The organism is Gluconobacter sp. Gdi, from assembly GCF_014132155.1.
In the GTDB taxonomy this organism is placed as follows: domain Bacteria; phylum Pseudomonadota; class Alphaproteobacteria; order Acetobacterales; family Acetobacteraceae; genus Gluconobacter.
The window spans coordinates 129354-142429 of record NZ_BLJQ01000005.1; the positions used below are offsets into that span (position 1 = coordinate 129354).

Annotated in this window: 10 protein-coding genes; 9 read left to right on the forward strand and 1 reads right to left on the reverse strand. The window is 53.9% G+C overall.

Annotation, left to right across the window (positions count from 1 at the left end; all coding sequences use genetic code 11):
- The first annotated feature begins 187 nt into the window (after nucleotides 1–187).
- The 3 genes from JN414_RS10980 to JN414_RS10990 all read left to right on the forward strand — a co-directional run bounded on the left by JN414_RS10980 (nucleotide 188) and on the right by JN414_RS10990 (nucleotide 4342).
- Nucleotides 188–613 carry an RNA polymerase sigma factor gene (locus tag JN414_RS10980; RefSeq protein WP_237390003.1) on the forward strand — a complete coding sequence of 142 codons (426 nt, stop codon included), beginning with the start codon at nucleotides 188–190 and terminating at the stop codon, nucleotides 611–613.
- Nucleotides 613–1551 carry a DUF4880 domain-containing protein gene (locus tag JN414_RS10985; protein ID WP_202207908.1) on the forward strand — a complete coding sequence of 313 codons (939 nt, stop codon included), beginning with the start codon at nucleotides 613–615 and terminating at the stop codon, nucleotides 1549–1551. Before JN414_RS10980 ends, JN414_RS10985 begins: the two co-directional genes overlap by 1 nt.
- Nucleotides 1552–1651: 100 nt before the next feature.
- Nucleotides 1652–4342 carry a TonB-dependent receptor gene (locus JN414_RS10990; protein ID WP_202207909.1) on the forward strand — a complete coding sequence of 897 codons (2691 nt, stop codon included), beginning with the start codon at nucleotides 1652–1654 and terminating at the stop codon, nucleotides 4340–4342.
- 41 nt (nucleotides 4343–4383) lie between these two features.
- On the opposite strand, the gene JN414_RS10995 is transcribed toward JN414_RS10990, so the two are convergent.
- Entirely contained in the window at nucleotides 4384–6735 is a 2352-nt protein-coding gene (locus tag JN414_RS10995; RefSeq protein ID WP_202207910.1) for a TonB-dependent receptor, read from the reverse strand.
- Between the two features lie 154 nt (nucleotides 6736–6889).
- On the opposite strand from JN414_RS10995, the gene JN414_RS11000 reads away from it, so the two are divergent.
- The 6 genes from JN414_RS11000 to JN414_RS11025 are packed head-to-tail and all read left to right on the forward strand — an operon-like array spanning nucleotide 6890 to nucleotide 13073.
- Entirely contained in the window at nucleotides 6890–8218 is a 1329-nt protein-coding gene (locus JN414_RS11000) for an LLM class flavin-dependent oxidoreductase (protein WP_202207911.1), read from the forward strand.
- Complete coding sequence (locus tag JN414_RS11005) at nucleotides 8215–9693, forward strand: ABC transporter substrate-binding protein (RefSeq protein WP_202207912.1); 1479 nt, start codon at nucleotides 8215–8217, stop codon at nucleotides 9691–9693. The genes JN414_RS11000 and JN414_RS11005 overlap by 4 nt, the downstream gene beginning before the upstream one ends.
- Nucleotides 9690–10640 (forward strand): ABC transporter permease, encoded by a 951-nt coding sequence (locus JN414_RS11010; RefSeq protein ID WP_237390004.1) that lies wholly within the window; start codon nucleotides 9690–9692, stop codon nucleotides 10638–10640. The genes JN414_RS11005 and JN414_RS11010 overlap by 4 nt, the downstream gene beginning before the upstream one ends.
- The gene (locus JN414_RS11015; protein WP_202207913.1) at nucleotides 10637–11470 is read left to right on the forward strand and encodes an ABC transporter permease; all 834 of its coding nucleotides are present in this window, start codon (nucleotides 10637–10639) and stop codon (nucleotides 11468–11470) included. The genes JN414_RS11010 and JN414_RS11015 overlap by 4 nt, the downstream gene beginning before the upstream one ends.
- Entirely contained in the window at nucleotides 11467–12300 is an 834-nt protein-coding gene (locus JN414_RS11020; protein ID WP_202207914.1) for an ABC transporter ATP-binding protein, read from the forward strand. The genes JN414_RS11015 and JN414_RS11020 overlap by 4 nt, the downstream gene beginning before the upstream one ends.
- A complete protein-coding gene (locus tag JN414_RS11025) occupies nucleotides 12297–13073 on the forward strand; it encodes an ATP-binding cassette domain-containing protein (protein ID WP_202207915.1) in 777 nt (258 codons plus the stop codon). Before JN414_RS11020 ends, JN414_RS11025 begins: the two co-directional genes overlap by 4 nt.
- Nucleotides 13074–13076 lie beyond the last annotated feature (3 nt).

Here is a 13076-nt window from a genome sequence, read left to right on the forward strand (position 1 = left end):
GCGAATGAGAGCGTTTGCCCATGCCCTTCAGCCTCTTTTCATGAAACTGTCACAGACCCACCCCGCCAAAATCCGTAATGGAGCGCTTCAGGCAGTCCATCTTTAAAACAGGATGATAGAAGCTTTGGCGGAAAACTGGTTTCCCTGTCAGCAGGAATGGCTGCACCTTTGCCGCCGCATCAAAAGCATGACACATCGCGATGATGCTGAAGATCATCTGCAGACGGCGCTGGCGAATTATTATGAACGCGCCAAAGACGACGTGACGCATCCGGAGGCATACATCACCAGAAGTGCGCTCAACCTGCATCTCAATGATTTGAAAAAAGCCTCATCGCGCCTGCAATCTTTCAGCGATGATCGGGATATTACATTAGAAATAGAAGATCCTGGGCCATCCCAGGAAGACGTTTATGCGTCAGGCCAAAGAATGGATCGCTTCCACGAGGGTTGCAGACAGCTTCCCGAAAAGACAAGGCAGGCCTTTCTTCTCAATCGTGTTGAAAAAATGAAGTATCGGGAGATTGCTTTAACGCTGGGAATGAGCGAAAGCAGCGTGGAAAAGCATATTGCAAAAGCCCTTGTCTTCCTTGCTTCCTGGATGGACCATTAATGCCTTCCGAAAAGCAGTTCGCAGTTCGGGAACAGGCCGCTCTCTGGATTGCGCGCCTGCACGCTGACGATTGTAACGACACGGATCGTGCCCGCTTTTTACAGTGGATGCGTGAGGACACCTGTAACGCCAATACTTTTGAACTCCTGACGGATTACTGGGAGCTTGGCGGCGGCGTTCCAACACAAAGCATTCCTGCAACACCCGCAAAACGCTCAGATACGCATGGTTTTTCGTTAGGGCGTAGAAGTGCACTGGCCCTTGCCTCAGCTGCGCTCATCGCACTTGTGCCGATGAACAAGACTGCGCGGGCATCCCGTGTTCTGCAGGCATCGACTGGGCATACTCTTCGCATTGCATTGCCTGATTACGGCACATGCCTCCTGGATTCAGGAAGCCGGATGACGCTGTCTGAAGATGGGCAACGCGCGAGACTGGAGCATGGACAAGTGCTGCTTTCACCTGAAAGCCCATCAGATTTCTACCTCTCAGTTCGAAACGTCACAGTTCGGCTCTCACGACAGACCTCAGCTAATGTCCGCATGGAACAGAACTGCACAGACATCACGGCGCTTCGGGGCAGGATATTGCTCCGAAGCGGAACAACTGCCGCGCGTGATATCTGGATCCGGACGGGGCAGCGCTTTCGCATTGCCCAGAATGGTGCGGTAAGCATCGATTATCCCAATATCGAAGCGCTTCTTTCCTGGCAGACCGGACGTCTGATTTTCCGCAATACGCCTCTGCAGGAGGCTGTTTCAGAAATCCGACGGTATAGCCAACGTCAGATCATCCTGGCGTCGCCAACTGTTTCAAATATGCGGTTAAGCGGGGTTTATTTTGTGTCGCAGGGCGAGATGTTTTTGCGGATGCTTCCGCGCCTTCTTCCCTTGACGCTCCAGGAACAAGGAAACGTTTTCATCTTTCGTGCTTTATGACGGTTTCATGAAAACCGTTGAACAATGCTGAGGTTTTTCAGTTTTCGTTTGTCTTCCTGTTGAGACCGCCTTCTGCGATCACCAACAGGATAGAGAATACATGGCCGTCAACGTCCGGTGCCCCCTTCGCGCAGTTCTGCTTCTGACTGTAGGGACGACCATTTTGACCCATTCTGCTCTGGCTACACCGTCAGCCACAGCGAATATTCACATTAACCGTCAGCCAATGGCACAGGCACTGGAATCCCTGAGCCAACAGACCGGACAGAGCGTCATTTTCTCCCCTGAACTGGTGGACCACCTTGAGGCTCCGTCCGTTAATGGTGCCCTGTCAGCTGACGCAGCCGTCGCACGGTTGCTCAATGGGAGCGGTCTGGTTGCCGAGGTTGCTCCAGGCGGCGGAATGGTCATTCGACGTGGTGCCGCTACAAAACGCCTCCCAAAGCACCTACGCGCATCGCGGACCCGGGATGAGCGCGACATTGAGCAGATTGTTGCAACTGGCCATCGGACGCGGTCTGTGTTGAGCATCAGCGGCGACCAGATGCAGGAAATGATGCCGGGTCAGAACCCGATGCAGGCGCTGGATCTTCTACCGGGCGTGACGTTCACCAATGTTGATCCGTGGGGCAACAACGAACAGAACTCAAGCATTTACGTTCACGGTTTCTCCAACAGTCAGCTTGGCTACACCCTTGATGGCGTGCCGCTCGGTGCAGGCGCTTATGGCAATTATAATGGCCTCTCTCCGCAACGAGCCGCCATCAGCGAAAATATCGGCCAAACGTCCCTGTCCTCTGGAGCCGGCGCACTCGGAACAGCGTCCACCAGTAACCTAGGCGGAACGATTGAGTTCAATACGCGGGACCCGAAAGCAAAAGCCGGCGCAACAATCCGGCAGACTTTCGGCAGCTATTCCACGTTTCGCACCTATGCCCGCCTAGACACCGATAATTTTGGGAACGGAAACGCGGCCTACGTCTCTTTCTCACGGCAAGATGCTAGACCCTGGAATCTTGGTGCAGGAAACAATCAGGGTGGCTATCAGGTAAATGGCAAGTTTGTTCATAAAGGTGAAAACACCACCATCACGGCGTATTTTGATTGGCAGGACAAGGCAGAGCCCAACACACAAGGACTAACGGCGCCTACAGACCTCTATGCTCGCGGTGCGTTTTTCCCTGATTTGAACGCTGCCATGGCCAACTACCCTGCCATGACCTCCAAATCCGCAGCCCCGGGAACGCCCAATAATAAATACTATTACTCAGCAGCGCAGCGAACCGATTACCTCACCTATCTGAAAATCTCGCACAAATTTTCTCCAAACCTAACGTGGGATAACCAGCTTTACTTTCACTATGACGATGGCGCAGGTGTGGTCGCAACGTCCATTCGCACCAACGCTATTTTGACAATCCTTGGGAGTTACCTGGACCCGACTGGATCCAAATATATCAAGAATGGTCAGTTCACGTATAGCAATGCCGGAATTGACCCGAAGGTCTGGAATGCAACCGGCGGAACGGGTTTTGCCGTTCGTACGACCGAGTATAAAGACTATCGCGGAGGCCTAACCAGCACCCTGCACTATCATCTGGGCCACCATAATATTGAGGTTGGCGGATGGTACGAACGCAACAACAATACACAAGGGCGTCTTTGGTATCCGCTCACCGCAACGGACACGCTGACGCCTTATAAGCGCGCGACCAATCCTCTTTTTACTCAGTGGATGAATGCGTTTTACACGAACACATTTGTCACGCACCTGCAGGATAGCTGGCGTGTAACGCCGCATCTAACTCTGACAGCAGGCTTCAAGTCCGAGATGGTTTATACCAACGGCACGTTGCCCGTCGCTGCTTTGCCGCAGTCTCTGGCATCATCTGTTAAAGGCGCAAAAACGATTGTTGATACCAGCACCCACACAGTGGCTGGCGGAACGATCCCGTCTTACAAGCCCTTTCTTCCTGCTTTTGGTGCCTTGTGGAATTTTACGCCACATGAGCAGCTCTTTGCCAACATTCAGGAAAACATGAATTCGTTTGCCCAGACCGGATATGGCAGCACGTCACCTTGGGCCGTAACCAGCCAGGAAGCATTTGAAGACTTCAAGAAAACAGGAAAACCAGAGACGTCCTGGACATATGAAGCCGGCATTCGAACCAATCGGCCGCTGTTTCTCGGCCCACTCACGGGCATCAGTGGTCAGCTTGAATATTACCATGTCGATTTCTTCAATCGTCTTGGCTCGATCAAGCCGCCTAATCAGGGAATTTCCGGCGTTGGTGGCACTGTAGCCAACCTTGGTAGCGTTTCGACAAATGGTATGGATCTGTCATTCACACTACGGTTCGGGCAGCACTTCTCGATCTATGATGCCGTATCCTATGTCAGCAGCATTTACGGAAGCGATTTCATAGACGGCACCACGCTTTACGCGACAAAAGGCGAGAAAGTCCCGGCTATTCCTGTCTGGTCTGACAAGTTCGCCATCAATTACAATCAGGCAGGCTTCAACGCTCAGCTCTTCGGAACCTATATGGGCGTTCGTCCAGGTACAATCACGAATACCGTCATGGTGCCACCAAGGTTCCAGCTTGGTTTCAGCTCTGGTTATACGTTCAAACATATCCCGCACATGCAGAGCCTCAAGCTCCAGTTCAACGTCAGCAACCTGACGAATACGCGCTCCTGGTCCACCATCACCGCGGGAGATGGCTCAACGTATGTGGGTTATCCTACACCGCCACGCATGTTCTTCGGCACGGTGGCGGCATCGTTCTGAAAAAAATCAGAGGGATGGCAAGAACGCCATCCCTCGCTTTTTCAGAAGTCTGCGCGAACGCGAACTTCCCAGGTTGCTGGTCGGCCAGCAACTGCAATGTTGTCGCCACCCACAAAATAGCCGCGCGTCACGTCATAATGCTTGTCCGTGATGTTGCGACCAATGCCCTCGATCTTCCAGTGCCCCTTATGCGGGGCAAAAGAGATATATCCACCCCAGAGGGTATATCCCGGAATCGTATTGGCAGAGTTCAGGGCCGTACTCGTCGTGCGCAGGCTGTAATCAACACCAGAAATGAGGTCGTATTTGCCGACGCGCCACGTATAATCCACAGAACCATTGGCTGTGAAATGCGGGACTTCAATGCCACGTCCTGAGACGTCCTGCTTCACGCCAACCCAGACACCATTAACTCGTCTGGAACTCGTGACCGCACTGAACTCATCGTATGCGCCTTCAACATAAGCGCCAGACTGCGCCACATGCAGCCCAGGGACCGGAGACCACTCGACTTCATATTCCCCACCAAACATGTGGGAACGTGGCGCATTGACGAACAGGCCAATGGCAGAGCCCGTGGTCGGGCTGTACGCGATGGACTGAACCTGACGGTCAAAATAGTCATAGTAGAAAAAGTCGGCATTCACCCGCAGATTATACCGTGGCAGGATCAGCTTGTTGCCTACTTCAAAAGAATAAAGCTGCTCAGGTTTGAATGGGTTGGTCATCTGCGTGACGTCAGATGAATTGTACACCGTGAAGCCACCGGATTTCACACCTTTGCTGAAGGTGAAATACGTCATGTCATGACTGAACGGATGATACTGAACGCTGAACTTTGCAGATGGCAGCGTATAGGACTGAGACTGCTGAGCCAGAGAGTTGTTCGGGTTCGTGACGACGCCCCCGACCAGATAATGAGCATACACATTGTCGAGTGTCCGCTTTTCGTGTTCGACACGAATTCCACCGACCAGTTGCAGTTTTGGCGTCAGGTCATACGTAACCTGACCAAATCCGCTGATGGTATTGACCGTCTGTGAATAACGGACATCGCCATCTGTATTATAGAGCGCTTCAAAGCCAGACTGGTAGCGATCATTCAACCACTGGTGCCCGTAGTAAATGCCACCGATCCAGTGAAGACGCCCAGACGTATTGGATGAGAACCGCAGTTCATTTGCCACCACATTGGCGCGCGTGTTAAATTTTACATCGGCGAGTGACAGCGATGAGTCATCAAAATTGTCGTATTCATTCCGCTGCATGTAGTCATAGCTGGCCAAGTTCGTGATCGTGAAATCACGAAGGTGCTTCTCAACCCGCAAGCTGCTCCCGCCCGTATCAATATGGCTGTAAGGCTTCTGGTCCGGTGTCAGTCCGGTTTCCTTGGCAAACTGCGCTGACGTACCCCAGCGCGTGTTGTAGCGACTGGTAGATGCCGGCATTGGATTGGTCGAACTCAGGCTGGTAATCGGGCGCCAGGCGTAAACCCCTGTTCCGTCAGACCGGTCACGGCTGCCATGCAGATTCCATTCGATTTTCCAGCTCTCTGACGGTGCATAGTCCACCAACAAGCGGGCGGCACCACGATTGACGTTGCCAAGATGCGCTTGCGCTTCAGGGTTGTACTGCCACGCCCCGCCCTGCTGTGTTTCGCCGGAGAGACGGAATTTCAGCTTGTCATTGATTGGGCCGGAAATATAACCGTCGATCTTGGCGCTATCGAAACGGCCATACTGAGCACTTACGCCCCCAGCCAGCTTGTCGGTGGGCTTATTCGTAATATAATTGATGGCGCCGCCCGTGGTGTTGCGTCCATAAAGCGTGCCCTGAGGCCCACGCAGAACTTCCACGCGCTGCATGTCAAACATCATTCCATTGATGCCGAACGGAACCGGGTTTGCCACCTCATCGATATAGATACCGACTGTTGGGGAATTGTTACTGGAGTAGTTGTTAAAGCCGACACCACGGATGGTATACGTGAACTGTCCACTTCCATAGGAAGGCTGGATCTGAAGTGATGGCGTGGCATACTGGAGATCGAACACATTGTTAATGTTTCGGTTCTCCAGCATTTTTGCGGAAACCACACTGATTGATGTACCAATGTTCTGCGGGCTGTCTGCACGACGTTCAGACGTCACGACAACATTTTCCACCCGTGAAGGTTCAGCCGCATGCACTTTGGATGCAATCTGGGAATGAGCCGCCGTAGGAACAGTGCTTCCCTTCCGTGACGCAGCCTGGGTGGGCTTTTTCGTAGCATTCTCTTCCGCAGCCGCAGCAACATTCCAGAGCGGCAGGAATGCAACGCTGGAAATCAGTGCGATACGCCCACGAACAAGGAGGGCATTCCTGCGGTACGGAGCAGTGAGGACGTCGTGCATCGGTTCCGCCTAATAACTAAGTTTCTTCGTCGTTCTTTAAAACAACTATTTAATTGCGTTTAAGGGATAGAAAAACGATTCACAACAGGTTATGTTGTGAATGCAACAATTTTTTTGTGTTTCTGAACGCGTTGAAAACAAGAGATCAAGATCCATGGCTTCCCAGATGAAACTCGCCGCATTTCTTCTCCCTACTGGCCATCATGCGGCGGCTTGGCGTCATGCTGGATCTGCCCCTGATGCAGGAAGCAATTTCAAGCGTCAGCTTGAACAGGCACGCCTAGCTGAACGGGGATTATTTGATGCCGTGTTCATCGCAGATTTTACAAGCTCCATCGACGAAGCCACAATCGATGGCTTCCGCAGAATGACATATGCAGCATCTTTCGAACCTTTAACGCTTCTTGCCGCGCTTGCTGCCACAACAGATAAGATTGGCCTGATCGGCACTGTCAGCACAACATACTCTGTCCCCTATCACCTCGCCCGGCAGTTCCTCTCACTTGACCAGATCAGCGGCGGACGTGCCGGATGGAACCTTGTCACAACGGCTAACGTCAAGGAATCCATTCACTACGGACGTCCGAGCCATGTCCCACATGCGGACCGTTATCGTCAGGCCCGAGAGTTTGCACAGATTGTAGAAAATTTCTGGGATAGCTGGAGCGATGACGCCTTCCTGAGGGACACAGAAAGCGGCGCCTTTTTTGCGCCAGAGGGCCGGCGTCCTTTCGACTTCAAGGGCGAGTTTCTCTCTGCAGCGGGTCAGATCGATATTCCCCGCTCGCCACAGGGCAGACCCGTTCTCGTGCAAGCGGGCTCTTCCGAACCGGGGCGCCAACTGGCTGCGGAAACCGCAGAAATGGTTTTCACCGCACAGCAGGACATTCAGGAAGCAAAAGCGTTCCGCCTCGATCTCCACCGCCGTATGAGGGAAATTGGGCGAGACCCCGCATCCCTGAAAGTCATGCCAGGCGTCTATCCGCTTGTAGGACGCACACAGATGGAAGCGGAAGATCTGAGGGCTGAACTTGACGAACTTACCCACCCTGACGTCGGGCTATTTCTGCTTGGCGGCATGACAGGCACAGATCTCCGTGGCCTCCCCCTTGATGCCCCCCTTCCAGAGGCCCCTGCCGACTTCAACGGAAACCGTAGCCGGCAGACACTGCTCGTAGAAATGGCCAAGAAGCGCAACATGACCCTGCGCGACCTCTACCTCGAAGTCAGCGGCGCTCGCGGCCATTGGTCCATTTATGGTGGCCCAAAGGAGATTGCAGATCAGCTTGAAGAGTGGTTTGTGGAGGGCGCGGCAGACGGGTTCAATGTCATGCCTCCCATTCTGCCGCAGAGCCTTGAAACGTTTGTGGATCATGTGGTGCCAGAACTTCAGAGACGCGGCCTGTTTCGCACAGCCTATGAAGGCTCCACCCTGCGCGAGCATCTTGGCCTGAAGCGCCCGGCTCCCGGCGAGACCCCATGAAGTCAACTTTTGCGCTTTTAACCATGGCAGGCCTGAGTCTGGGCACGTCTGCGCTGGCTCAGACGCGCGACACAATGAGCATTGGCGTCTCTATTGAGCCGCCTGGCCTGGACCCGACCCGCAGTCCAAGTGAGGCCATCGGCACAATCACATACAACAATGTCTATGAGGGCCTGACCTGGCTGGACCGCGACGGGCACGTCCAACCCCTGCTTGCACGGGATTGGACTGTCTCAGATGAAGGCCGCGTTTATCATTTTACTTTGCAAGAGAACGTCCATTTCCATGATGGAACGCCCCTCACCTGTGACAATGTGCGGTTCTCGCTGCTGCGTGCAGGGGCGACTTCCAGTACAAACCCCGACCGTACGTTTTTTACAAACATAGCGGATGTAAGCTGCCCTAATGCCACCCACGCAGATATCACACTCAGAAAAGCCCATGGCAGCTTCACCTATGAGCTTGCGTGGAATGATGCCTCCATCCTGTCACCCTCATCTGCAGACAAGAACGCCAGCCATCCCATAGGGACAGGACCGTTCTTCTTCCAAGATTGGCAAAGAGGCGATCACGTCACGCTGTCTCGTAATTCCGAATATTGGGGAAAAGCGCCAGCCCTGAAAACGGTGACGTTCCGGTTCATGCCTGATCCGCTTGCTGCCAGCAATGCGCTTCTGGCGGGGGAACTGGATGCTTATCCCTCATTCCCTGCCCCTGAAATTCTTGGCCGTTTTGCAGGAAATCCTAACATCAAGGTCGTGCGCGGGACCTTCCCGTTCAAAGCCATTCTGGCACTGAACAATGCGCGCAGGCCATTCAATGACCTACGCGTACGTCAGGCTCTTGCCTACGCTATCGATCGAAAAGCCCTCATTCAGGCTGGGGCCGATGGAGACGGGACAGTCCTGCAATCTCATATGGCTCCCAATGATCCAGACTACACTGCACTCCCCGATCGGTACCCATACAATCCGGAACGTGCACGGGAGCTTCTCAAAGAGGCTGGCATCAAACCGGGAACACAACTGACGCTCTCTTACCCGCCCATCACCTATGCTCGCGATACGAGCGAAATCGTTGCCGCTTACCTGGAGCAGGTTGGCCTGATCGTCACGTTGCAGCCGTTGGAATGGCCATCATGGCTGGGCCGTGTTTTTGGCCAAGGCTCTTTTGACATGACAGTCATTGCCCATACAGAGCCGCATGACATCGGGATCTACGATCGGGACAATATCTACTTTCATTACAAGAACCCGCAGTTTCATGAGCTATTCGAACAGTATGAAGCCAGCGACAATGCGGAGGATCGGCATCGACTTTCTGTCGCACTGCAAGATCGCCTCGCACAGGATGAGCCCAACGTCTTCCTGTATTCCCGCCCTCGGGACACCGTTCTGAACCGGCATATCTCAGGCTTATGGATCGACCAGCAAATCGCAGCCTGCCCTATGGCAGATGTGACGTGGCAACCATGATGACCAATCTTGCCTCTGCCATTTCAGGAAGACTGGTGGTTCTCGCAGTCGCCAGTGTGATCGTGTTCGCTCTGTTGAACCTCCTTCCGGGAGATCCTGCCACAGTGATGCTTGGGCTGGATGCAAGCCCGGACAGCATTGCGGCTCTCCATCACCAGCTAGGCCTCGATGCTTCCCCCGCAACACGGTATCTGCGCTGGATTTCTGGCCTGATGCACGGAGAGGCTGGAACGAGTTACACCTATGATGTCCCCGTTCGTGGACTGATCCTTGAGCGCTTCCAGAGCACCCTCCCTCTGATCCTGCTGGCTACGGGCCTCGCTCTTCTCATTGGGTTACCCACGGGAGCCATCGCAGCCACTCATCGTGGAAAAGGTCTTGATCTTGCCGTCATGGCGACGTTGCAGTTCCTCAAATCCATTCCGGATTTCTGGCTGGCCATGATGATGACGCTGCTGTTTTCCCTGACGCTCCACTGGTTTCCGGCAGGAGGATTTACGGGCTGGAACGCAGGATTTTTCACCGGACTGCGCGCTCTTTTCCTGCCCACAGTCGCACTGGCCATCCCCCAGGCAGCCATCACAGCACGCTTCATGCGCTCCTCTCTCATCGATGTTCTGAATCAGGACTTTATCCGGACAGCACGCGCTCAAGGCTACAGCCGCACGGCCGTTCTCTGGAAAGTCGCCATCCCGAATGCATTGATTCCGGTTCTAACCCTGATCGGCATTCAGCTTCCCGTTCTGGTGACCGGAGCAATTATTGTCGAAAGCGTGTTCAATATTCCCGGCTGCGGAAAACTTCTTCTGGAAGCCGTGAACCAGCGTGACATTCCGGTCGTACAAAACCTTGTCATGCTGATTGTCGCGGGTGTCCTGCTGCTCAATCTGGCACTTTCCATCATTGTTCGCTGGTTGGACCCGCGTCTTGCAGGAGAAAGTGCATGACCTGGCTTCGCACGAACAGGAGCCTAATTGCTGGAAGTGCCCTTCTTCTGGCGTGCCTTGTCCCAGCAACACTTACATGGATCTGGCGGGGTGGCCGCTCTCCTCTGATTGATATCGCGCATCGTTACGCTCCGATTTCTTTCTCTCACCCACTGGGAACGGACCCGTTCGGACGTGACATTGCGAGTTATGTCCTGACAGGGGCTTTCAACAGCACGGTAATCGCCGTGATTGCGGTGACACTTGCGACAGTCATTGGGACAGCCTTGGGGCTCGTTGCGGCTTACGGCGGTTTGCGCGGCAAAGCCGTGATGAGCACAGCAGATCTGGGGCTGGCTTTTCCCCCTATTCTGATTGCCGCCATGCTCGTCACAGCGCAAGGCGCCTCTGCCACTGGCGAAATTCTTGCTATTGCACTTTTCGGCATCCCAGCCCAGATCCGGATTACCCGACAGGCCGCACACTCCATTCTTGTGCTCGATTACATTGCAGCCGCCCGCATGGCAGGACTTAACTCAATCGATACGATCCTTCGCCATGTTCTTCCGAACATCGCGCCTATCCTGATCGTTCATGCCTCGACCTCTCTGGCGTTGGCCATTCTCTCAGAAGCCGGCCTATCCTACCTAGGGCTTGGGGCACCGCCCCCTCAGCCGGATCTGGGACGAACGCTCGCATCTTATCAAATCCATATTTTTGACCATCCCCTGCTTGTTGCAATTCCGGGTGTAACCGTGATGGTTCTGGTGCTCGGGTTTAATCTGCTTGGCGACGGCCTGCGTGACCTTCTGGAGCGCCCTTTCAATCGACTGAAAGGACAGCCGTCATGAGCCGCCTTCTTTCCGTTCAAAATTTGTCAGTTCGTGCTGGCTCCGCAGCCATTTTGCACCCTTTGTCCTTCACCATAAACGCTGGTGAAACGGTCGCTGTCACGGGAGAATCTGGTTCGGGAAAATCCACGCTTGCCCGTACGCTTATGGGATTGCTCCCCGATGGCTTTGAAACGTCAGGTCAGGCTCTGTTTGAAGAGCAGAACCTCATTTCTCTTCCGGAGCACCAGTTTCGAAGCCTGCGCGGTCAGAAGGTTGCCATGGTTTTTCAGGAGCCCATGACCGCGCTTAACCCAATCCGGCGGATTGGTCAGCAAATCGGGGATACGTTCCGACTGCACACCGCCATGACAGGTCGCGAAATCAAAGAGGCCGTTCATCAGCTTCTGGATCGTGTTGGCCTCAATCGCGCAGGGGTTTCAGCCAGCGACTACCCTCACACGCTGTCAGGCGGTCAGCGACAGCGTGTGCTCTTGGCTATCGCAATCGCATGCAAACCAGCACTGCTGATTGCTGACGAGTTCACAACCGCACTGGATAGCCAGACCCAAGCCGAGGTCATGGATCTGGTCCAGGATCTCGCTTCTGAAAATCAGATGGCCATTCTAATGATTTCCCATGATCTGGGCCTGATCCGCCATAAAGCCCGTCATGTTCTGGTTCTTCAACACGGGACACTCGTGGAAAGCGCAAAGACGGAAACACTTTTTTCAGCACCTCAGCACCCATACACGCGTGCTTTACTGAGCATGTCCCTGCACGGAGTGAACCATCCGCCGCTGACACGCCTTCCAGTGCCAGAAAAACTGGCGTCTGGGGTGGAGCCATGAGCCATCTTCTGGAAGCCATGAATATCCGGTACGATGTCGCAGGCTGGGGAACATCGCTGTTTCGCCCCCAGAAACTGAAGAGCATTCTACAAGATGTCTCGCTTCACGTAGATAAGGGCGAAACACTGGGGCTCATTGGGTCCTCAGGGAGCGGAAAATCCACGTTGGCTCGTATCCTAACGGGTTTAGTCGGTGCTAAAAGTGGCCAGATCTTCTTTGAAGAACAGGATATTACGTCCATCACCGGCGCTGCCCGACACCGCTTCAGACCACACATCCAGATGATTTTCCAGGACCCCCAAGGAGCTCTGGACCCTCGGCAAACCGTTGAAAAAATCGTCGCAGAACCTCTTTATCAGACCGGTTTGAATGCTGAAGAGAGGAATCGCCGTGTTCTTGACGTTCTGGCCGACGTGGCTCTGCCGGAAGACGCCATCAGCCGCTATCCAAGGGAATTTTCGGGTGGCCAGAGACAGCGTATCGCAATCGCCCGTGCGCTTGTAACCCGGCCTGATGTTATCGTGGCAGACGAGGCTGTTTCGGCGCTGGACGTCTCCACTCAAGCCATCGTTCTGAACCTTCTGCTGGATCTGCAAGAGCGTCATGGGTTGTCATATATTTTTGTTAGCCATGACTTGGCTGTAATCCGACACATTTCACATCGTATTGCTGTTTTAGATGGTGGGAGAATTGTCGAAACGGGGCCTACAGCGGACGTTTTGACGCACCCTCAACACCCGACAACCCGTGCCCTCATTAACGCTAGCCTCTGAAAT